Consider the following 22,019-nt stretch of genomic DNA (forward strand, 5'->3'; position numbering starts at 1 on the left):
CTTACTAGAATAATAGTTCTAATTACAGTCGCTGACAAAAGCGGCGTAGGCGAGGATGAGGCACGTCATGGCCGATACGGGCTTGGCTCGGCGCGAGATATTGGGAGGGGCGGCACTGTTCGCGATGGCGGTGGGCATTCCCGCCGCCGCCGTCCGATGGACCGACACGGCAGAGGTCGTCACCGACCGGCAACGTGCGCTTCTGCGCGATGTCGCCCAGCGCGTCCTGCCACGGACCACAACCCCCGGCGCGGGCGAGATCGGCGCGCATGACTTCGTCATCCTAGCGCTTGCCCATGGGCTGGACGGCACCCGCGCCCCCGCCGCCGGGGCGGCCCTGCCCGCGACGATCACCCGCCATCAACGCCGGGACGGAACGCTCGACTATCTCGACTGGCTCGAATGGCAGCTCGATGCCGGGACGCACGGCGACTATTTGGCCGTCCCCCCCGCCGGGCGGGAAGCGGCAGTCGCGGCGATCGACAAGGCGGCCTTTGCCGATGCCGGACCCGACGCGGTCGAATCCCCCTGGCGCAAACTGAAGGGTCTGATCCTCACCGCCTATTACACCTCCGAGGTCGGCGGCTCGCGCGAACTGCAATACGAACTCGTCCCCGGTCGGTGGGACGCCGACATCCCTTACATTCCCGGAAGCCGCGCCTGGTCGAGCGACTGGACCGCAGTGGAGTTCAGCTAATGGCGCAACATCCCGTTTTCGACGCCATCGTGGTGGGCTCGGGCATCACCGGCGGGCTGGCGGCCAAGGAACTGACCGAGGCCGGGCTCAAGGTGCTGATGATCGAGCGCGGGCCGATGATCGAGCATGGCAGCGGCTATACCCGCGAGACGCTGGCGCCCTGGGATCTGGAGTTTCGCGGGGTCGCCGACGCCGAACTCTACGACAAGGATTATGCCGTCCAGCGCAAGAACCGGCACTTTACCGAGTTCACCCAAGACCATTTCGTCAACGACCGTGAGAACCCCTACACCACCGAAGGCGAGACAGCGTTCAACTGGTGGCGCAGTTATCAGCTGGGCGGGCGATCACTGACCTGGGGACGGCAATGCTATCGCTGGTCGGATTACGACTTCGACGCCAATCGCCGCGATGGCCATGGTACCGATTGGCCGATCCGCTACGCCGATCTCGCGCCCTGGTATGACAAGGTCGAGGAGTTCATCGGGGTCGCGGGCATGGCGGAGGGCCTGCCCCAGCTTCCCGACGGGCGCTTTCAGCCGCCCATGGCGCTGAATGCCGTCGAGCAGCACACCCGCGAGGTGATCGGCCGCCAATGGCCCGGTCGTCGCCTGACCATCGGGCGCAACGCCAACCTGACCGAGGCCAAGCCCGATCAGGGGCGCGCGGCGTGCCAATATCGCTCGATCTGCGCGCGCGGCTGTTCCTATGGTGCCTATTTCTCGACGCAGAGCTCGACGCTGCCCGCCGCGCAGAAGACCGGCAATCTGACGCTCGTCACCGACGCGGTGGTCGAGGCGGTCGAGCAGGACCCGGCGACCGGCCGCGCCACCGGCGTGCGCTTCATCAACACCAAGGACGGCACGCGCCAGCGCGCTTATGCCCGGATCGTGTTCCTGAATGCCGGTTCGTTCAACAGCGTCGGCGTGCTGCTCCGCTCGGCGAACGAAGCCAATCCCCACGGTCTCGCCAATTCGAGCGGCGTGCTGGGCACCCACATCATGGATCATGCCCAATCGGTCGCCGGCATCGCGATCATGCCGGGGTTTGAAAGCCACACCTATTTCGGCAATCGCCCGACCGGGGTGGTCATCCCCCGCTTCCGCAACCTGGATACGATCGACGGCAAGGGGCATACGCGCGGCTTCTCCTATCAGGGCGGCGCATTCCGCGCGGCCTGGACCGGTGGCAAGCGCGCCGCCGGCGTCGGCAAGGATTACAAGGACAGCCTTCGCGACCCCGGCATGTGGCGTATGGTGCTGGTCGCCTTTGCGGACTCGATGCCGCGTGCGAGCAACCGCATCACGCTCGACCCGGCCGTCAAGGACGCCACCGGTCTTGCCGCCCTGCGCATCAACTTCGCGCACGGGGCGCAGGAACATGCCGCACTGGCCGATGCCAAGACGGAAGCGGCCGCGATGCTGACCGCTGCGGGGGGCCATGTCATCATGGGGATGGATACGCCCAATCCGGGGGGCTCGGCCATCCACGAGATGGGCGGCGCGCGCATGGGGCATGATCCCCGGACGAGCGTGCTCAACAAGTGGAGCCAGGCGCATGACGTGCCCAATCTGTTCGTCACCGACGGTGCGCAAATGTCGTCCTCGGCCTGCCAGAATCCCTCGCTGACCTATATGGCGCTGACCGCGCGGGCCTGCGCGAACGCGGTGTCAATGCTGAAGGAAGGCGCGATCTGATCCTCATCCGTCAGGTACGACGATGCTGGGGGCGGTCTTTGAATGAAAGGCCGCCCCTTTTGTTGGCGAAGATGAATGGGCTGGACAAAAGAAAGGGGCGGCTTCCCGATCGGAAGCCGCCCCCCTCATCCGCCGAACCGGCGTTCAGCGCAGCGTCAGCGTCTTGGCGTCCTTCGTCGTCGGCACGAACGGCAGGTAGGAGATGCGCATCGTCTCAGCCAGTTCGATCCGATGCTCGCCGGGCGCGAGCCCCCCGGCCCGCTTCACGCCCACCAGCGCCTTCTCGCCGAAGTTCCAGCGGTCGCCATATTCGGTTTCCATCTCGTCCAGCGTCCAGGTGCGCCCCCGCAGCGACACGGTGATGTCCTCGCGCGGTATCGCTTCCCCATCGACGCTGACCGCCACATTCTCGATCATCGACAGGCCCAGTCCCCGATAATAGGGCAACCGTGCCTCGATGGTGAAACCGCTATCGGTCGCCTTCAGGCTGTCTTCCACGATCATCTTGTTGTCGAACATCGGCAGGTCCTTCAGGCGGCGATGATGGTGTTGGCGGGCACGTCGATCAGTCGCTTCAGCATGTCCTGATGGCGGCGGACCTGCTCGACCGAGTCGACCTCATACGCGTCCTCGATCCAGCGATTGCCCTCATATTCCGAACAGATATAGCCGTCGTAATTCCCCTGCTTCAGCACCCGGACGATCTCGTCATAGGGGATGCTGGGTTCGACCAAATCCTCGTCCATCTGGTAGAATTTGCCGTGCACGTTGTGGATGCGGTGCATGTAATCGAGCATCCGCTTCGGCTCGAACGCGGCATTGTGCCGCAGTGTCTCCGCCATGGCGATCGACGGGCCAACGCCGCCCATCTCGCGCACGTTCAGGATGACGTACTCGCTGAGAACCCGGTCCTCATAGGCCTTGGTGATATAGTCGGCGATGTTCTGGGGCACGCCGTTACGGATGAAGCGCTCCTTCCATACCGGTGGGAACTGGAACAGGAACATGCCCATATCAGGCAGGAAGCCCAGCGCGTCGCTGCCGGACTTCTCGAAGGCCTCGGCATGACGGACGATCCAGGGATGGTCGAAGTGCAGCGGAGCATGCACCTCGATCAGGATCTTGATCCCCCTCTCCTCGGCATAAGGCGCGGCGGCGACCAGCACCTCGGGTGCGATCGCCACCAGCGCACGGACATATTTGACGCCCAGCCTTGCCGCGAATTCGATATCCTTCCGCACGCTCGCGACCTGCTCGTCGAACGGCATCTCACGGCCCTTGTAGCGCTTATAGTCGAGCATGAAGTCGTGACAGACCGGCACCGCTCCATATTTCCCGATGAGATGATGCCACTCGGCAATCTTCTCGTCGGCGACCCCGGCTTCGGGCCAACCCCAGAAGGTCTGTTCGCCGATGACCTCGATCCCGTCGGCTCCGAAGCCGACGGTGGTGCGGATGCAATCCTCCAGCGTCATTTTGCCGAGGAAGGTCTCGTTCTGATAGCTGTAGAGGCTGACGCCCCGCTTGATCGTCATGGCATATCGTCCTGAATGTAGGGAATGGGGTTCAGGCAGCGGCCGCAACGGCGGGCGTACCGCCGTCACGACGGGCTGCCGCGATAAGGAAGGCGGCCACCGCGCCGACGACTCCGGCGGCGCCCATGATCAGGAATGCCGCCTGCATCGTACCCGTCTGGGTCCGGAACATGGAGACCAGGAACGGGCTGGAAAATTGCCCAAAGAAGAAGCAGGCGGTCCACACACCCATGCCCCGACCGCGATGCTCGAAGGGCAGTTTGGTCTGCGCCCACGCGATCAACGTCGGCACCGCCATGCCCGCGCCGGTCTGCTGCACCACGAGGCCCGCGATCATCCAGCGCCAATCCGGTGCCAGCCCGATGGTCGCGAGCCCACCGCCGATCAGCGACAGGAAGATGCCGAGTTGCACCACCGGACGTGCCCGCCCCGTCGCCCAGAAGATCGCGGAACCCAGCATCACGAACAGGCTGGGAATGAAGGTCAGCTTGCTCAGTTCCTGCGACGACTGAATACCGACTTCGCGGAACGCCATGCCGCCGTTGATGATGAAGACGTAATATAGCGCCGAGGCGAACAGGGTCACGCCGCCGATCAAGGCGACCGACGCCATCGGGAACGGCGTGCGCGCGGGCGCCTGACCAATGCCCAGCATCTTGCGGGCCGTCGCATCGCTTTGCGGCTCATAGAGGAACTTCACCGCTGCGATGAAGATCGGAAAGGCGACCAGATAGATCAGGAATATCCCGTTCCAGCGCAGCCCGGTCAGAAAGCCCGATGCCAGGATTACCCCGCTGGCCAGGAACGGCCCAGCCAGTCCCTGCATGGTCAGCCAGTTGCGCCGCCCCTTCTCGTCCCAATAATCGCCGATCAGCGTATTGAGCGTGGTCAGGATCACCGCCTCCGACACGCCCAGCAGCAGCCGTGAGGCATAGATGCCATTCAGGCTGTCGAGGAAGAACGGTGCTGCGCCGAACAGCGCGTAGAGCAGGGTCGCGGCCAGCATCAGTTTGCGCCGCCCGAAGCGATCAACCAGGATCCCTGCAAACAGCGCGACCACCGCGATGGTCAGGCCCGGCGCCGAAACCATGGCGGGCACTTTCCACGAGGCGGACGGGTCGGCCGAGAAATGGTCGATGATCGACGGCACCGCCGGAAACAGCGAAGCAATGGCCAGGATCGGCAGAAAGCCGGCGGTGATGACCGTGATGCCCTGACCTATACCGGGTCGGCGCGCCTCGGGGCTTTCTGGCGTGATGGCCATCGGCTTCTCTCCCTATCGATTCGCCGTTCTTACGGCTTAATTAGAACTTGCATTCTGATACGTGGTATCGCCATGACATGCCGCTCTGTCAAGCAAGGATCATCACGGTGGCGACACGCACGGTTTCGGATCGGTTGAGCGAGCGGCAAAGGACGCTGGCGTTCGCGACGGTGCTCCTCGCCTTCGTCATGGACGTGGCGGACTCGACGATCGTCAACACCGCACTGCCCGCGATCCAGCAGGGATTGGGAGCCTCCGACCGCGCCATGCAATGGGTCGTATCAGGCTATTTCCTGACCTTCGCCGTGTTGCTGGTCGTGGGCGGCCGGCTGGGCGACCTGTTCGGCTATGCGCGGATGTTCGCCATCGGCGTGGCGGGGTTTTCCATCGCGTCGCTGGGATGCGGACTGGCACAGGACGCGACGACCCTTGCCATCGCGCGTTTGTCGCAAGGCGCCGCGGCCGCGATCATGGCGCCCCAAGGCGTTGCGTTGATCCAGCTTCTCTATTCGCCTAGCGAGCGGATCGGCCGATTGGCCGCCTTTGGCGTGGTCGGTGGGCTGGCGGCAATCGGCGGCCCGGTTCTTGGCGGTTTGCTGATCCAACTCAACCCGCTCGATCTCGGCTGGCGTAGCGTCTTTCTGATCAATTTGCCCTTCGGTGCGCTGGCCCTGATCGCGGGGCTGACACTGCTGCCGCCCGGACGCTCGGGCCATGCGCTGCGTATCGACGGACCGGGATCCCTGTTGTTGTTCCTTGCGCTCGGCACGCTGCTGCTCCCCCTGATCGAGGGACGCAGCGCGGGCTGGCCTGTGTGGACGGTCGGGCTAATATTGACGAGTGCCGGCCTATGGTGGGGATTCTGGCACTATGAGCGCTCGCGGCGTATCCGGCTGGGATCGGCGCTGATCGAACCGTCGCTGTTTCAGGATCGTAGTTTTCGGATCGGGCTGGCGGCGACGGGGGCCTTTGCGATCGCCTCGGGCGGATTCCTGCTGACCTTCAGCCTGACGCTGCAACAGGGACTCGGCTACAGCCCGGTGGATGTCGCGCTGCTCCACATACCTTTCGGGATCGGGGTCATGGCCGGGATCAGCCAGATCGGGCGCAAGGCCCTTCCCATCCATGGGCGGCGTGTGCCGATGACGGGCGCAATCCTGATGGCGCTGGCGTGTTCGGCCACGGGGCTCGCCGTGCACATCGCCCTGCCGAGCGTGGTCATCGGAGCGCTGCTGCTGGTCGCGGGGGTCGGCATGGGGACGCTTAGCGGTCCGCTGGGACCGATCACCCTGGCGAGGGTCGATCGCAATCATGCGGGTGTCGCAGGGGCCATGCACAAGACGATGCAGCAGATCGGCGGCGCGATGGGCACCGCGCTGATCGCCACCGTCTATTTCTCGATGACGGGCGACCATCGGCCGCCCGTGACCGCCTTTTTGATCGCGACATGGGTGGTGGCGGCGGATTTGCTGGCCATCGCGTTGCTGCTGACCCGCCTGCCCGAACGGCTCTTCGATTGAGGGGGCACTTGCGCCCCGCCCCTCAGTCGTAAATGGGCCGCAACTCCTTATCCAGATGGTATCGGGTCAGCGCCATCGACGCGAGCAGGTCCGGCGATCCATCATATTCGACCGACATCCAGCCCTTAAACTGATACATTTTCAACAGGTGATACAGGCCCTTCAGGTCCAGCTCCCCCAGGCCGGGCTCCCAGAACCAGCGAGTGCCATCGTCCGTGATCTCGGGGTCCTGAGCATAGCGTATTTCGTCGGGCAGGCGGATCGATGCCGCGTCTTTCAGGTGAAAAGTGCTGATCCGGTCGTGATAATCCTCATAGAAGGTCAACAGGTCCTCGCCCATGATCGCCACCTGCGCCGTATCGATGCAGTAGTGGACGAGTTTGGGGTCGGTGCTTTCGATGAATTCGCGGTGGTTGGGCAGGTTGATCGCGCAGAAAAACTCGTTGTGCAGACCGATCTTGACGCCATGGTCGGTCGCATAGCGACCGATTTCGTTGATCGTCCTGGCGCATTGCCGAACCTGTTCGCGCGTCAGCGGGCCCGACCCGTAATAGTTGTTCGTCGGACATGTGTTCATATAGGTTCCGCCGAACTTCACGATCGTATCCACGGCCTCCCGCCCCGACCGCACCGCTTCCTCGAAATGGTCGGCGGCATGAGAGGCATGGGCGCCATGGAACATCCCGATCACCTCGACGCCGCGCTCCTTTGCAAACGCGGTGAACGCCTCGGGCGAGCCGAACAGCGGCAGGATGTCGGCCAAGTCCCAGGGCGCGATCTCAATGCCGTCGAAGCCCAGCGCCGACTGGTATTTCAGGATCGTATCCCAGTCGGAATAATAGGCGGTGTTCGTCTTGTCCTCATAATAAAAGTCGCGGAAGTTCTCGATCTGCCGATAGGGGATCGCCTTCCAATGGCTCATATTGGCGTAGCGGATATTGGGCATCACAGGGAACTCCGTCCGGCCTGGTTCGGCAGTTGGTTGAGGAAGGCGCGGGTGCGCAGCAGGGCGCGGAACGGATCGCGTGTCTGGCGGGCGCTACAAACGACCGGTCCGTCATAGCCCAGGCGATCCAGCAACTGGGCGATCTGCGACAGATCGACCGATCCGGTTCCTGGATCGCGGAACACCTGCGTGGCGCGTCCGGCCGGGAATTCCGGGTTCGGGCTCTTCCATGTCTCGTCCGTGTCGATGAAATCGGTGTCGGTCAGGTGCACGCAGCCGATCCGGCCGATATGGGCGCTGATGAACTCGGCGGGTGAAACGCCCGCGATCGTCAAGGTCGCGGTATCGATGTCGAGCGTCACGCTTTCGGGCAAGGCGTCGAGCAGTTGGAGGACTCGCTCGCCCCGGAAAAGGCCCCAATATTCGTTCCGCAGCACCAGCGTCACACCCGCCTCTTGCGCCTTGGCGGCAAGGCCCTGAAGCAGTTCGGTGACACGCGCGGCGATGTCGTCCTTCTTCGCCTCTAGATCAGGGTGATAATGCGCCATCCGCCCGTAATAGGGCGAAGGGCTGATCGCGAGATAATCGGCACCGAGGTCGGCGGCATGGGCCAGTGCTTCGCCCGCGAAATCGCCGCTAGCGCCGAAGAAGAAGCCCAGATTGTCATTTCGCATGAACAGATTGGGATCGAAGGTGACACCGACGACCCGGTCGATGCCGCTCCGACGGAGCACGTCCCGATAGTTGGCGGCGCTGTCATACTTGGTGTCGATGCAATAGCGGTTCATGGGCACGCCGCTGCGACCGCCGAACTGCCAGACCGGCTCATAGGGAATTTCGATTGCGCGAAAGCCGCCCGCGCTGATCAGCGGATAAAGCTCCTCCCAGAAATACTTGCCTTCAAACCGGTTTCGGTTCGGTTCCTGATAATGCCGATTGATCAGATCCAGGCTTATCCCGATCGTATCTTTGTTCATGACGGTTTCCATCGTTTTCAAGGATGTGTCGCGGCGCGACATCCGAATGTGCGTGATTAGGGCCTGCCCTGTTCGGCCCGGGGCCAGCAGAGGACGACGAGCGTCTGGATCGCGAGCACCACCACCGCGCCGCCGCTATAGGTCCAGCGAATGGCCTCCCGCGCCGCGTCGCTGACATGGCCGGGGGCATAGTCGAACGCGCCCAGCACATAGGCGAAGCCCGCCGTACCCAGTGCCATGCCGAGCTTCGTCGAAAGGCTGATGCCCGCCGATAAAAGCCCTTCGCGACGGGCACCGAACTTCGCCTCGTGATAATTCACGGTTTCCGCGATCATCGCATAGGTCGAGGTGATCGTGATCGAAGTCGACAGGCAGCCCGCGATATAGAAGCCCAGAAACAGCGGCACATTGCCCTGAAGGAAGGGCAGCGCACCGAACAGCACCGCCGCGATGGCCAGCGCCGCCGCCGTGCCGTTGCGCAAGCCGGTGCGCGTCAGGATCGCCGGTGCGACGAAGGCGGACAGAAGCAGCATTCCGGCGACCGCGGGCAGCATGACCGAGATCATCCAGGGTCGCTGCATGACGTCGATGGCGAAATAGGCCGTGGCGGCCATCATCATGCCGAAGCGCGCGAAATAGAGCAGGCAATGGAAGAAGACGACCAACCAGGCACGGTTGCGCACCATCTCGCCGACGGCGGGAAGAATGGCGAAGCCCGGCGGGGCATCATCCTCATACCGCTCCTTGCAGTTGCGAAAGAGCGCCAGCGTGCAGATCAACCCCACACAGGCGAACAGCAGGGCGACGAGCGTGAAGCCGCGCTGTTGGTTCCCGCCGCCCAGCACACCGACCAATGGCATGACGGCCGCCGTTCCCAGCACGACACCGGTCGCAGTGCCGATCGAACGGAGGCCTGACAGCCGCAGCCGTTCCTTGCCGTCCAGCGTCATCATCGGCATCAACGCGGTATAGGGTATCGCCTGAAGCGACATGACGATGCCCAGCGCCTTGAAGGTGACGAAGGCGTAGACGAGCTGTGCGCCCTGGCTCCAGGCCGGCATCGAAAAGACGGCAACGGTCAACAGCGCATAGGGAATGGCCGTGACCAGGAAATAGACGCGGGTGCGTCCCCAGCGGGTGCGTGTCTTGTCGACCCCGATACCGACCAGGACATCGACCACGGCGTCCAGCAGCCGCGCGACCAGAAACACCGTGCCGACCGACGCAGCGGGCAAGCCCACGACATTGGTATAGTAGAACAGCAGGAAACCGCTGGCCATATTATAGGCCAGACTGGTTCCCATGTCGCCAAAGCCGTAACTCAGGCGCTCGACGAAGCCCAATTCGCTCTTTTGCATGACGATGACCCGTTCAGGACTTGGAGCAGCGGATGCGCGTCAGTCGGCCTCGGCCAACGCTTTTAGCGAAAGCGCGCGTGATTGCTCCATGGGCAGCGTCGGGAAATATTCGAGACCGATGGCGCCGGTATAGCCAAGGTCGCGCAGGGTCTGCGTTACCTCCTTCCAGTCGACGGTGCCGGTCCCCGGTTCGTTACGGTCGGGCATATCGGCGACCTGCACATGGGCGACCAGTTCGATACGCCCGGTGAGTACCGCGCGCATGTCCTCACCCATCACGGCGCTGTGCCAGACATCATATAGAAGGCGCAAATTCGGGCTGCCCACCGCCTCGACCAGATCGAGGCCGAGCGTGGTACTGACCAGATACATGGTGGCGAAAAGCCGGGTGTTGAGCGGCTCGAGCAGAAGCAGGACGCCTGCCTCCTCGGCCAAATCGGCGGCGGCACGCAATGCAGCCACGGCATGGTCGAAATGCTCCGCCTCGCTCATGCCCTCGACCCGGAAACCCGAGGCGACGATCAGGGCGGGCTTGCCGAGCTTGGCGGTGGCTGCGATGGTTTCGCGAACGGCGGCGACCATCTCCTCACGCTCGGCGGGATCGACGATCGAGCGGCGCGGATCGACGCACAGGCTGGTCAGCCGCATCCCCGTGTCGGAGAGCGCCGTCGCGAGCGCGTCGATAGGCTTGTCACGCCAAAGATGGAACTCGGCCAGTTCGAACCCGGCCGCCTTGGCGGCGCGAAGACGCGCATCCAGCGCACCGGCTTCGGCGAACTGCCATTCAATGCACGACGATAGTGAATAGACCGCAGACATAGGACCCTCTCCCATTCTACGGCCCCGTGGTGCGTTCGCACTCGTATGCCTGGCGGGTGGATCCCCGCTATTTTGTTTCCCGATTAGTCCCTCATTTGATCATCCAATGCAAGCCGAATGCGGCCCCGTTGACGGAAATGCGGCAAACACGCTTCAAATCGCCCATAATGGCCCCCACCCCGACCGTCCTTGCCATTCGCAACGGCACTTCACCTAGCTTATCATTTGGCGAAGCCGTGGCTTAAGTCCCTCTCGCCTGAGGATACTGGCCGTACCGCATGTCGTCGGGGGCATACGAGAGTGTAAGCCGTGTGCCCAGATCAATGGGCGAGCACCGCGATCCAGGAACTCTTCGGCCAGCTACCGGCTCGTTCGGATCTGGCAGTGAACGACCCAGATTGGGTATTCTCAAAACTCCATTCCAGTGGGAAAACCTCGGTGTCTTCTTGATGATTTCCCATCGGGAACGCCGGTCGGGGGCTAAGTCTTACGCGACTCCTCCACATTATAGACGCGCAGATCACGATCTCCGATTTCGAGGTTCGGCCAAGCGGCGCGCCACTCAGCGATGTGCGCCGATGCGAAATGACGATCGAGTGCTTGTTGGTCGGTCCACAACTCTTTGACGTGAATGAGGCCTGGGTCGAACAGGTCCTCCGCGTAACCATACTCGACGCAGCCATTCTCGGACCGGCTAGCGTCGACCATATGTTTCATAACTGGTCGGGCAGCATCCATATTTGCGGCCGGCAAGCGAACGGTTCCTACGATCAGCAACATTCTCCATCGTACCGTGGCAACCCTGTCGGGGAAAGGCGGCCGCTTACCTATTCGGGAGTATCGAGCATCGCACCGCGATCTGGATGAGGCGTTGTCTCACCTTCATCGCCGCAGCTACCGAGCCCCTCTCCCATTTCGCCATTTCCCGTAAGAACGGCGATCACCTCAGGGAGCATCCGGAGGCGACGGAGCGAACCACAAGCGAATCTATCCACACCAGAAAAACAGCTATTTCGTAATCCCCATTAATCCGATCGATATTCTTCGCGAGACAAAAACGAGAAGGATAAGGCATGAGCCAGACCCCCGATCCAATCCGTTTCGCCTACTGGGTCCCGAACGTCAGCGGTGGCCTCGTCGTCAGCAAGATCCAGCAGCGCACCAGTTGGGATCTCGACTACAACATCAAGCTAGCGCAAATCGCCGAGGCTGCCGGTTTCGATTACGCGCTCTCCCAGATCCGCTTCACCGCCGGCTACGGCGCCGAGTTCCAGCACGAGCCGGTTTCCTTCTCCCAGGCGCTACTGGGCGTGACGACACGGTTGAAGGTGATCGCGGCGCTGCTGCCGGGGCCGTGGAACCCGGCCGTGGCGGCCAAGCAAATCGCGACGATCGATCAGATCAGCGGCGGTAGGATCGCGGTCAATATCGTCAGCGGTTGGTTCAAGGGCGAGTTCACCGCGATCGGCGAACATTGGCTTGAACATGACGAGCGCTATCGTCGATCGGAGGAGTTCATCCGTGCGCTGAAAGGCATCTGGACGACCGACGCCTTCAGCTTCCGCGGCGACTTCTACCGTTTCACCAACTACACACTCAGTCCGAAACCGCTCCAGCGCCCCCATCCCGAGATTTTCCAGGGCGGCAGCTCGCGTGCCGCCCGCGACATGGCGGCGCGAGTGTCGGACTGGTATTTCACCAACGGCAACACGATCGACGGCGTGCGCGCGCAAGTGGAGGATTTGCGTGCCAAAGCGGCCATCGAGGGTCGCGAGGTGAAGGTCGCGGTCAACGCCTTCGTCATTGCACGCGAAAGTGAAGAGGAGGCGCGTGCCGTCCTCGACGAAATCATCGAAAAGGCCGATTTCGAAGCGGTGCAGGCCTTCGGGGCGGCGGTCAAACAGGCCGGCGCGGCTTCTCCGGAAGGGGAAGGCAATTGGGCGAAATCCACCTTTGCCGATCTCGTCCAGTATAATGACGGGTTCAAGACGAACCTGATCGGCACGCCGGACCAGATTGCAGAAAGGATTGTCGCCCTGAAGGCGGCGGGTGTCGACCTTGTGTTGTGCGCCTTCCTCCATTTCCAGGAGGAGGTCGCCTGGTTCGGCGAACATGTCCTGCCGCGCGTGCGTGCGCTTGAAGAAACGCACGTCCCCGAACCCGCCTGATCGCCCTTCCCTTTCAGCAGCGAGCAACGACATGGCGACAAACCCCAAATTCCCGGCTGCGCATGACGAAGGCGTGCCGGCGGTGCCGCGTCCAAGCGCACCGGCCCACATCATCCGCACCGATGCCGAGGCGATCGCCACGGCCGAAGCACTGGCCGCCGACTTCAAGATTGGCGCGGCGCAACGTGATCGCGAAAGGCTATGGCCGCTCGCCGAACTCGACGCCTTCTCGCAAAGCGGTCTGTGGTCGCTCAACGTGCCGCGCGCCTTTAATGGACCCGAGCTTTCGTATCGCACGATCGTGAAGGTCATCGAGATCATCTCGGCCGCGGACCCCTCGCTCGGCCAGATTCCCCAGAACCATATCGGCGTCGTGGCAGCGATCCGCACCACGTCGCCGCCCGAACAACAGGCTCTGCTCTTCGATCGTGTGCTGGCCGGCGAACGCTTCGGCAACGCCTTTTCCGAGTTCGGGACGAAGCGCGCGGCCGATTTCGCGACACGCTTTCAGGAGGATGGCGATCACGTCGTCGTCACCGGCCGCAAATTCTATGCGACGGGCGCACTGCTCGCCCATCTGGTGCCGATCGTCGCTGTGGATGGCGACGGGCGGGCGTGGTACGCGATCGCCGAACGTGATGCGCCGGGGCTGACCGTGATCGACGACTGGTCCGCCTTCGGCCAACGCACGACGTTGAGCGGTACGGTCGTGCTCGATGGCGTGCGCGTGCCCAAGACGCATCTCGTGCCCGGCTGGAAGGGGTATGAGAAGCCGACCGCCGACGGCCCGATCTTCCAGATCATTCAGGTCGCGGTCGATACCGGCATCGCCGCCGCGGCGATTGCCGACACCATCGAATTTGTCCGCACCAAGGCTCGGCCCTGGGTGGACGGCGGTGTCGATCACGCCTGGCAGGACCCTTATGTCATTCACGCTGTCGGCGATCTCGGCCTCAGGCTGAGCGCCACGCGCGCACTGCTCGATCGTGCCGCGATCGCGGTGGACGAGGCGGTCGCAGCGCCGAACGCGCAAACCGTTGCCGCCGCGCAGGTCGCCACTGCGGAAGCCAAGGTGCTCAGTACCGAACTTGCCATCGAGGCGTCGAATAAGCTGTTCGAGCTGTCCGGCGCGCGCTCCACGCTCGCCGAACATGGGTTTGATCGCCACTGGCGCAACGCCCGCACGCACACGCTGCACGATCCGGTGCGATGGAAATACGCGATACTCGGCAATTTCTACCTCAACGGCGAAAAGCCGCCCCTCCATGCCTGGAGCTGAACCATGAGCCAGACGGTTCCGTCCGCCATCAACGTCCTGTGGTTCCTGCCCACGCACGGCGACAGCCGCTACCTCGGCACGCAAGAGGGTGGCCGCGCGGTCGACCTGCCATATCTGAAACAGATCGCACAGGCCGCCGATACGCTGGGCTATTATGGCGTGCTGCTACCGACGGGACGGAGTTGCGAGGATAGCTGGGTGGTCGCCTCCGCGCTTGCCCCGCAGACCGAGCGGCTGCGCTTCCTGGTCGCGGTCAGGCCCGGGCTTCAGTCGCCCACGCTCGCCGCGCGCATGACGGCGACCCTTGACCGCATCTCGAACGGGCGACTGCTGATCAACGTCGTGACCGGCGGTGATCCGGTGGAGAATGGCGGCGACGGCATCTTCCTGTCCCACGACGAACGCTATGCCGTGACCGATGAGTTTCTGCGCATCTACACTGCCCTGCTGCGCGGCGAGACCGTCGAGCATGAGGGCGCGCATTTCCGCATCGAAGACGGACGGCTGCTGTTCCCGCCCGTGCAGTCGCCCTATCCGCCGCTCTATTTCGGTGGCTCGTCCGACGCGGGCAACAGGGTCGCCGCGACGCAGGTCGACAAATATCTGACCTGGGGCGAACCGCCCGCCGATGTGGCCACCAAGATCGCGACGCTCCGGCAGCTGGCGGCGGCGGAGGGCCGAGTGCTGTCATTCGGCATCCGCCTCCATGTCATCGTGCGCGAGACACGCGAAGAGGCATGGGCCGCAGCCGATCGCCTCATCAGCCGACTCGACGACGAGACGGTCGCCAGCGCGCAGAAGGTGTTCCAGCGCATGGATTCGGTCGGTCAGGCAAGGATGAGCCGGTTGCACAACGGCCGCCGTGACAAGTTGCAGATCAGCCGGGATCTATGGGCGGGCGTCGGCCTTGTGCGCGGCGGGGCAGGCACCGCGCTGGTCGGCGATCCCGAAACGGTCGCGGAGCGGATCGAAGAGTATCGAGCGCTCGGGATCGATAGCTTCATCCTCTCGGGCTATCCGCATCTTGAGGAGGCGTACCGTTTCGCCGAGCTGGTCATGCCGCGCCTGCCCCTCGCGCATCCGTTGCCCGGCCGGGGTGCGAGCAGCAATATGGGGCCGTTCGGTGAGACCATTGCTGGCGATCACCGCCCCGCACTGCGCGTCTCGCAATCTTGAGCGGCGGCTGTTCAGTCGCGATCGTCGGCGGCGGCTTCTCGGGGGCCGCCGTTGCGTTCCACCTCGCGCGCGGCGGCTGGGACGGGCCGATCACGGTCTTCGAGCCGCGCCCCTTGCTGGGCGCAGGGCTCGCCTATTCGACCATGGACCCTGCGCATCGCATCAACGTGCCGGCCACGCGGATGAGCCTGCTGCCCGACGAGTGGCCCGAGCAGTTCGCGGATTGGCTGCATGATCGACCGGAACTCGCCGCCGATCCGGCGGCCACCCTCCCGGACGGTCGCGTGTTCCCCGCGCGAAGCCTGTTCGGCCGCTATGTAGCGGACCATCTCGATCCCTTTGTCCGTATGGGAGCGATCGTCCATCGACGCGACGACGTGATCGATGCGAAGCCGGCCGGGAATGGCTGGCGCCTGCTGACGGGGCGCGGCGAACGTCATGCAGCCGATACGCTCGTCCTGGCGAACAGTCATCCACCACCCGCCGTCCCGCGCGCGCTGAATGGGCTCGTCGGCCATCCGGGCCTGATCGCCGATCCCTGGCAGGCCGATGCGCTTGCCGCCATCGAGCCGGATGCATCGCTATTGATCGTCGGCACCGGCCTGACGATGGCGGACGTCGTCGCGACACTCGATCGTCGCGGTCATCGCGGGCCGATCCTGGCCATCTCGCGCCGAGGGCAGCGATCGCGCGGCCACGGCGTCGGCACTGTCGAACCGGAGGGGGATTTCAGTGGCCAGGCCATTACGTCGGCGGCCGTGCTGCTGCGCCAAGTTCGTTCGGCCGTCGCCCACGCGAATGGCCACGGGCGAAGCTGGCATGGGGTGCTCGACCAGGTACGTGTACAGGGGCCGACGATCTGGCAGGCCCTGCCCGCACCACAAAAGGCGAGCCTCCTCCGCCATCTGCGCCCCTATTGGGATACGCATCGCTTTCGTATCGCCCCTCAGATCGAGAGTGCGATCATGCGTGCCATGGCGCGCGGGCAGTTGCGCATCGAGGCAGGCCGAGTGATGGCCGCGCGCGACGCTGGGCAGATACAGGTGGAGTTGGAAGGGCGGCGCGGCGCCTATGCGCATCGAATATTCGACACGGTCATCAATACGACCGGCCCGGGCCACGCGGAGATCGTCGGCACCAGCACGCTTCTCGGCAGCCTGGCCCGACAAGGAGCGATCCGCCCAGGCCCGCTTGGGTTGGGCTTGCTTGCCGATGGCGCCAGCCGTGCAATCAGTGGCGCAGAGCAACGCTTGCGACCATTCGTCGCCGGCCCCCTCGCGCGGGAATATTTCGGCGAGCTGATGGGCTTGCCCGAGGTTGCCCGCCATGCACAGTTGGTGGCTGACGGGGTGCAATTGGAAGGGCGGTCAAGAAACGCGCGCGCCTAATAGCAGCGGGCATGATTCCGTTCGGCCAAGGATCAGCGTTGCGGCTCCACCGCCCGCACTGGCAGATCAGATCGCCCCTATCCGGCACACATCATTCTGCTGTCTCCATTCCTATCGCTTGCCCTGGATGTTGCGACGGATCATGCTCTCGACACGAGCCATTTCGCAGCCGATCCGGAAGCGTAGGGGCGGATGTCGGTTAGGGTCGGACGCGCCCGACCACGCCGGTCGAGATGTTATCCGCCGACCAAGCGCTCGGACGAGGACAATGCCGTCACGCCTATATCCATGACGCCCCACCAAGGTGGCAGCAGCCTTGCCACCGAACGACATAATGCTGTAGTTTCCGCATGTAAGCGTCTTGGATACTCTTGGGCCGAACGGCATTTGACCATCGTCCGATGGCTTCGGTCTGCCGCGAGAAAGAGTGAAGGAGGGCATATGCCGGATCGATTGCAGACATACCGCAATCAGGTCAGTGATGCAGTGGATGCGTGGCAGGCCAATGTCTGCAACCCATACATCATCGCTTATAACACCGCCTACAAAAGCTATTTCGAAACCTTCAACAAGCAGAAGGACAGCGACAAGGCACGGGCCGAGCTGTTCGTCACCGCCGCCGCGATCCTACCCGGGTCGATCCTGATGGCCACCGCCGCCACCTCTTCGCTGCGCGTGATCGCGCACCGCTCGGCATTGCGCCTGCTGGCTGGGCGCAGCACCAGCCGGGCGCTCGGCGTCTATAATGCGGTGGCCAATAATGCGACCGCGACCTTCGCGATCGGCAAGGCGCTCGACATCGTCAAGGACGAGACGGGCAAGGCGATCAAGGATTCGGTGGTCAAGGCGATGAGCAACAGCCGCGACCTGCTGGCCACCGATCCGCTCAACCGGGACAAGCAGCTCAATTCCTGGCTGATCAATCACAAGTTGCTGGCGTTCGACGCCGCCGACGCGATCGAGCGAAGCCGTTCGATGAGCGAGCGCGACAAGGAACGCGCCTATGCCAGCCTGCGCGCCGCGCCGATCGCCAACAGGCCGAACGGCAAGATTGATCCGGCGCGGCTGTCGCCCAAGATCGAACTGGGCTTCTACATGGTCTGGCTGCTCGATTCGGACGAACTGTTCACCGAGACGGTACCTGCCGGCCCCTATGGCGGCGGCGGTCAAGCCACCGGCAAGCCGATCGACGTGCTGCCCAGTTCGAAGGACTATCCCCGGGGCAATACCGACCCCCGGCGCGGCCCGGTGCAATGGGTCGGCGTCACCCGTCCGGGCGGCGATGTCGAGGACCAGATCGACAAGCTGCACAAGCAGGTGCGCGGCAACGCCTTCTACAGTCCCGGCGGCTGGTTCGGCAAAAGCGATGCCGGCCATGCGCGGCTGAAGGAAGTGGCGGCAGCCGAACGTGTGCTCACCTGGCTGTCCGACATGACCCAGCCACTGGCGCCTCTGGGGCTGCGCACGTGACGCGCGCGCTGGTGGCGGGACTGGCACTGCTCGCGGCGTGTAGCGAGGGGGCAAGCGAGCCCAAGGTCTCCACCGATGGCGCGATCGCGCAGATCCGCGAGCAGGTCGAAGGGCAACGGCAATGCGCCCCCCTGCTGTCGGGCCGTTGGCCGATCGAATTCAGTGCCGATGCGCTACAGGGGCCCAAGGTCGATGCGCTGGTGGCGGCGGGGCTGGTGCAAAGGATCACGCTGCCCGCTCAGGGCGATCGCCCGCGCGTGCGGATCGAACCGACCGCGGCCGGCAAGCGCGATATCTGGCTGCGTCAACTGGACCCGGCGAGCCCCGCCGAACCACTGCTCTGCTTCGGTCGCAAGGCGGTGGTCGCGGTGCGAGAGGAAACCGCGCGGACCGGGGCGGAAACCGGCCCGGCTACCATGGGTCAGGTGCTCCGCTACGACTATCGCATAGTGCAGGCGCCCGCCTGGACCCAGCGCGCCGATGTACGCACGGCCTTTCCCTTCCTTTCCCAGGCGCTGGAGAAGGTGCATACGGCAGAACAGGTGGCAACGCAGGAACAGGGCCGGTGGAAGCTCGCAGGGGATACCGGGCCCGAGGCCAGCGCCGAACTGCCATCGGATCAGGGCTTCTTCCCGCAATAGGCCAAGGCTGAGGCAGGGCGTGGCGGGCGGGATCGTTCGTGCCCGCCATGCCCCTGATACTCAATCCTTCGCGTCGTCGACCGAGCGGAACCAGATCATGTCCGCCTGCCAGCCCCGCTCGGCCGCACGCTCGACAAATGTGGTGCGCCAGGCAGCGTCCCGTGCGCCCAGCGGTGGCGCGATGACCGAGGCATCGAACGGCCCTTTGCCGGTGATGAGCAACAGCCCCGACCAACCCTGATGATCCAGATCGAGTTGCAGGCGATAGCGGTCGCCGCCCAGATCGGTGATGGGGACACCGTTGCGCGACGCTCGCATCTGTTCCTCAAAGGCCGCGCGGTTGGGGATCAGCATGTCGATCGCTCCGGACGGCTCCAGCCCGACCAAGGCGAAGTCGAGCGACGGATTGCCGATCGTGATTCCGATAATGGCGTTCGCGGCGAGCTTGCCCGCATAGGCCGAGCCGGGCGGCTGGGTGCGCATCTCGAACCGGCGCTGCGGCACCGACAGTCGATTGCGGCCTGTGGCGCGGATTTGGCGATAGGCATCCAGGGCGGCACAGCCCGATTGGGTGATCGGCGACACATCGGCGAAATCGATCGCGCTGGCGGTCAGCCCCTGGGCCTGGAGCGTACGGACAATCTCCGATTGCGCCTGGGTCGGATTGCCCGCCACACCGGTCAGGGCGACCCGCGGGCCGGCGGCGCTCTGCGTCACCGCAACGATACGCAGCCAGGTACAGCTCACCGAGGGCAAGGCCGCATCGATCGCATCGCGCGCACGCGCCACCGGATCGCTGGTGACCGCAACCGGTGTGGATGACGGGGTGGCCGACGGCTTGCCCCGCAATATCAGCCAGCCGAGCAGGATCGCCAACACCAGCCCACCGACCAGCACCGCCGGCCACCAGCGCGGCCATCGCCCCCCGCTCGCCCCCGGAACCTCGGCCGCGTCGAGCGCCGCCAACACCGCGCCCATGGTCTGGAAACGGTCGGCCGGGTCCGGGCGGACCATGCCCGCCACCACCGATCGCAGCGGCTGCGGCACCGCAGAGAGATCGATGCCTGCGCGCCGCTTGTCGACCGCATCGACCAGCGTCCCGCCCAGCCCCAGATCGCTTCCCCGCGCCACGGCGGCGATCACAAGGCCAAGGCTGTAGACATCGGTCCACGGCCCCATGGCGCGGCCAAAATCCCCGAGTTGCTCGGGCGCGACATAGCCGAGCTTGCCCGCGAAGCCATCGCCGATCACCGTCGCGGTGCCGGGGTCCAGATCCTTGGCGATGCCGAAATCGATCAGCTTCGCTGCGGTCAGCCGACCGCCGGGCATCAGCACATTGTCGGGCGACACATCGCGGTGGATCGCGCCCAGCGCATGGGCGGCGGCGAGCCCCGATGCCAGCCGCCGGAGCAGCGCCCCCAGTTCCTGCGCACTGGGTTTCAGGCTGGACAGCACATCGGACAGGCTGGCCCCGTCGATATATTCGGTGACGATGTAGAGGACGCCGAGTTCCGGTTCCTGCGCCAGCACGCGATATTGCACCACCGCCTCGTGATGCAGCCGGGTCAGCGTCTGGGCCTCGCGCCGGAACAGAGTGATGACGTTGGGGTCGGCGGCCAGCGCAGGGAGCATCACCTTGATGGCGACCCGCTCGTCCGTGATGATATTGGCGCCGACGAAAACCTCGCCCATGCCGCCCCGCGCCAGGAAGCCGGTAACGGCGAACATGTGGTTCAGGACATCGCCGACCTTGATCGCGGTGCCGCCGGGGCGGGGCCTGGGTGCAGCGTCCCCCGCGCTTCCGGCGTCGAAGACGGTACGATCGGGATCGAAGACGGTCCGGTCGTCATCCCCCTCGTTCGGCGTCATGATCGTCCCCCACCCGCATCGGCGAAGGTCAGCCGCGTGGCTTCCTGCGCGGCGACGATGATGGCGGTCACATTGTCGGGCGCCCCGCGTGCGAGCGCCTGGGCGAGCAAGGCCTCGACCGCCTCGGACGGCGCATGCCGGACCAGCGACTGCCGCAGTTCCTCGTCCGCCACCGGCCCCGACAGACCGTCGCTGCACAACAGGAAGCGATCGCCCGGCTCGACATTGTCGGCCACCACATCGACCGCGATGCGCGCGCCCACCCCAATTGCCCGCGCCAGCACATGGCCGCGCGGATGATGCGCGGCCTCCTCCGGCGCGATCAGCCCACGATCGACCATTTCCTGCACCTGGCTGTGATCCCGGGTCAGCGGAACGAGCATATCATCACGCAACAGATAGGCCCGACTATCCCCGACCCACAAAGCCGCAAAGCGATCGCCACGGATCAGCAGCGCGACGACGGTCGAGCCCATCTGCTGCTCGCGGCGCTGCGCCTCAGCCCAGATGCGGCGATTGGCGCTGTGGACGCCGTCGGCCACCGTCTGCACTGCGGCATCGAAATCGGCGGGCAGCGCCACGCCCTCCAGCGCCTGCACCACCGCATGCGCCGCCCAATCGCCATGGGCATGGCCGCCCATGCCGTCTGCCACGACCCACAGGCCGTCCTCGGCACGCTCGCAATGGCGATCCTCATTGACCCGGCGAACCAGGCCGGGATGGGTGGTGGCGACGCTGACGAGGCGGAAGGGCATGTTCATGCGACCGCACTCGACAGCATCGCGGTGACGATATCGAGCGGATAGGCGTCGTCCCGTGCCATGCGCCCGTCCAGCGACGTCCAGCGGGTCACCGAGCCGGACGGCCCCGTCCCCATGGCCTCCATCACCCGATCGGCATCCCAGCGCTCGGCGATGGCCGCATAGACCAGATCGTCGAGCCCCTCGCTCTCTTCGCGCAACAGGATCAGCGGATAGCGCCGCCCCGCCATATCCTGCGACGCAGCGATGATTCCGCCCGCGCCCGGCCCCGTACCGATCCACGGATGTGCGCCATCGAACCGCTCGGCGAAGGCCGTGCCGAACCGTTGCTGAGCTTGCTCCATCGACGCGGTGAGCCAGGCATCGAGCCTCGCCCGTTCCTCACCCGAACACCCCCGCACGACGAAATCGCCATGAGCGGGCAGCTTGCCGAACAGCCGGGCCGTCATCACCA

The 22,019-nt window shown here is 64.6% G+C and carries 20 protein-coding genes; 9 read left to right on the top strand and 11 right to left on the bottom strand.

The features are described from left to right. Positions 1-67 precede the first annotated feature (67 nt). Both SP6_RS10350 and SP6_RS10355 read left to right on the top strand, forming a co-directional pair. On the top strand, positions 68-697 hold the full coding sequence (locus SP6_RS10350; RefSeq protein ID WP_007404894.1) for a gluconate 2-dehydrogenase subunit 3 family protein: 630 nt from the start codon (positions 68-70) through the stop codon (positions 695-697). Beyond that, on the top strand, positions 697-2,394 hold the full coding sequence (locus SP6_RS10355) for a GMC oxidoreductase (protein ID WP_042468929.1): 1,698 nt from the start codon (positions 697-699) through the stop codon (positions 2,392-2,394). The genes SP6_RS10350 and SP6_RS10355 overlap by 1 nt, the downstream gene beginning before the upstream one ends. Before the next feature lie 144 nt (positions 2,395-2,538). Here the strand turns inward: SP6_RS10355 and SP6_RS10360 are convergent, their stop codons facing one another. Genes SP6_RS10360 through SP6_RS10370 form a run of 3 tightly spaced genes read right to left on the bottom strand, consistent with a single transcriptional unit; the run spans position 2,539 to position 5,193 of the window. After that, on the bottom strand, positions 2,539-2,913 hold the full coding sequence (locus SP6_RS10360; protein WP_007404939.1) for a C-glycoside deglycosidase beta subunit domain-containing protein: 375 nt from the start codon (positions 2,911-2,913) through the stop codon (positions 2,539-2,541). An 11-nt stretch (positions 2,914-2,924) separates the two neighbouring features. Further along, a complete protein-coding gene (locus tag SP6_RS10365) occupies positions 2,925-3,929 on the bottom strand; it encodes a sugar phosphate isomerase/epimerase family protein (RefSeq protein ID WP_007404924.1) in 1,005 nt (334 codons plus the stop codon). A gap of 31 nt (positions 3,930-3,960) precedes the next feature. Beyond that, on the bottom strand, positions 3,961-5,193 hold the full coding sequence (locus SP6_RS10370) for an MFS transporter (protein ID WP_007404986.1): 1,233 nt from the start codon (positions 5,191-5,193) through the stop codon (positions 3,961-3,963). A 107-nt stretch (positions 5,194-5,300) separates the two neighbouring features. On the opposite strand from SP6_RS10370, the gene SP6_RS10375 reads away from it, so the two are divergent. Then, positions 5,301-6,713: an MFS transporter gene (locus tag SP6_RS10375; protein ID WP_007405011.1), complete on the top strand. Its 1,413-nt coding sequence runs from the start codon at positions 5,301-5,303 to the stop codon at positions 6,711-6,713. Positions 6,714-6,735: 22 nt separating this feature from the next. Here SP6_RS10375 and SP6_RS10380 read toward each other — a convergent pair whose 3' ends face one another. From SP6_RS10380 to SP6_RS10400, 5 genes are all read right to left on the bottom strand, one after another. After that, complete coding sequence (locus tag SP6_RS10380; protein WP_007404979.1) at positions 6,736-7,659, bottom strand: sugar phosphate isomerase/epimerase family protein; 924 nt, start codon at positions 7,657-7,659, stop codon at positions 6,736-6,738. After that, a complete protein-coding gene (locus tag SP6_RS10385) occupies positions 7,659-8,636 on the bottom strand; it encodes a sugar phosphate isomerase/epimerase family protein (protein WP_139063028.1) in 978 nt (325 codons plus the stop codon). Before SP6_RS10385 ends, SP6_RS10380 begins: the two co-directional genes overlap by 1 nt. A 56-nt stretch (positions 8,637-8,692) precedes the next feature. Continuing rightward, positions 8,693-9,994 carry an MFS transporter gene (locus SP6_RS10390; RefSeq protein WP_007405023.1) on the bottom strand — a complete coding sequence of 434 codons (1,302 nt, stop codon included), beginning with the start codon at positions 9,992-9,994 and terminating at the stop codon, positions 8,693-8,695. A gap of 39 nt (positions 9,995-10,033) precedes the next feature. Beyond that, entirely contained in the window at positions 10,034-10,813 is a 780-nt protein-coding gene (locus SP6_RS10395) for a TIM barrel protein (RefSeq protein ID WP_007404904.1), read from the bottom strand. 480 nt (positions 10,814-11,293) lie between these two features. Then, complete coding sequence (locus tag SP6_RS10400) at positions 11,294-11,593, bottom strand: putative quinol monooxygenase (RefSeq protein WP_037568525.1); 300 nt, start codon at positions 11,591-11,593, stop codon at positions 11,294-11,296. 293 nt (positions 11,594-11,886) lie between these two features. On the opposite strand from SP6_RS10400, the gene sfnG reads away from it, so the two are divergent. From sfnG to SP6_RS10430, 6 genes are all read left to right on the top strand, one after another. Further along, positions 11,887-12,981, top strand: a complete 1,095-nt coding sequence (gene sfnG, locus SP6_RS10405; RefSeq protein WP_007404977.1) for a dimethylsulfone monooxygenase SfnG — start codon at positions 11,887-11,889, stop codon at positions 12,979-12,981. A gap of 31 nt (positions 12,982-13,012) precedes the next feature. After that, on the top strand, positions 13,013-14,260 hold the full coding sequence (locus tag SP6_RS10410; RefSeq protein ID WP_007404929.1) for an SfnB family sulfur acquisition oxidoreductase: 1,248 nt from the start codon (positions 13,013-13,015) through the stop codon (positions 14,258-14,260). Between the two features lie 3 nt (positions 14,261-14,263). After that, on the top strand, positions 14,264-15,436 hold the full coding sequence (ssuD, locus tag SP6_RS10415) for an FMNH2-dependent alkanesulfonate monooxygenase (protein WP_007404914.1): 1,173 nt from the start codon (positions 14,264-14,266) through the stop codon (positions 15,434-15,436). Next, positions 15,433-16,824 carry an FAD/NAD(P)-binding protein gene (locus SP6_RS10420; protein WP_007404899.1) on the top strand — a complete coding sequence of 464 codons (1,392 nt, stop codon included), beginning with the start codon at positions 15,433-15,435 and terminating at the stop codon, positions 16,822-16,824. Before ssuD ends, SP6_RS10420 begins: the two co-directional genes overlap by 4 nt. Before the next feature lie 441 nt (positions 16,825-17,265). After that, a complete protein-coding gene (locus SP6_RS10425; protein WP_007404906.1) occupies positions 17,266-18,294 on the top strand; it encodes a hypothetical protein in 1,029 nt (342 codons plus the stop codon). Then, complete coding sequence (locus tag SP6_RS10430; RefSeq protein ID WP_007405027.1) at positions 18,291-18,935, top strand: SEN1982 family lipoprotein; 645 nt, start codon at positions 18,291-18,293, stop codon at positions 18,933-18,935. The genes SP6_RS10425 and SP6_RS10430 overlap by 4 nt, the downstream gene beginning before the upstream one ends. A gap of 60 nt (positions 18,936-18,995) precedes the next feature. Here the strand turns inward: SP6_RS10430 and SP6_RS20075 are convergent, their stop codons facing one another. The 3 genes from SP6_RS20075 to tagF are packed head-to-tail and all read right to left on the bottom strand — an operon-like array spanning position 18,996 to position 22,014. Then, entirely contained in the window at positions 18,996-20,804 is a 1,809-nt protein-coding gene (locus SP6_RS20075) for a serine/threonine-protein kinase (RefSeq protein ID WP_007404885.1), read from the bottom strand. After that, positions 20,801-21,565: a PP2C family protein-serine/threonine phosphatase gene (locus SP6_RS10440; RefSeq protein WP_007404957.1), complete on the bottom strand. Its 765-nt coding sequence runs from the start codon at positions 21,563-21,565 to the stop codon at positions 20,801-20,803. The genes SP6_RS20075 and SP6_RS10440 overlap by 4 nt, the downstream gene beginning before the upstream one ends. Further along, positions 21,562-22,014, bottom strand: coding sequence for a type VI secretion system-associated protein TagF (tagF, locus tag SP6_RS20080; protein ID WP_007404976.1), 453 nt, complete (start codon positions 22,012-22,014; stop codon positions 21,562-21,564). Before tagF ends, SP6_RS10440 begins: the two co-directional genes overlap by 4 nt. Positions 22,015-22,019: the final 5 nt, after the last annotated feature.

Origin of the sequence: Sphingomonas paucimobilis NBRC 13935 (genome assembly GCF_000739895.2) — a bacterium.
GTDB lineage: Bacteria > Pseudomonadota > Alphaproteobacteria > Sphingomonadales > Sphingomonadaceae > Sphingomonas > Sphingomonas paucimobilis.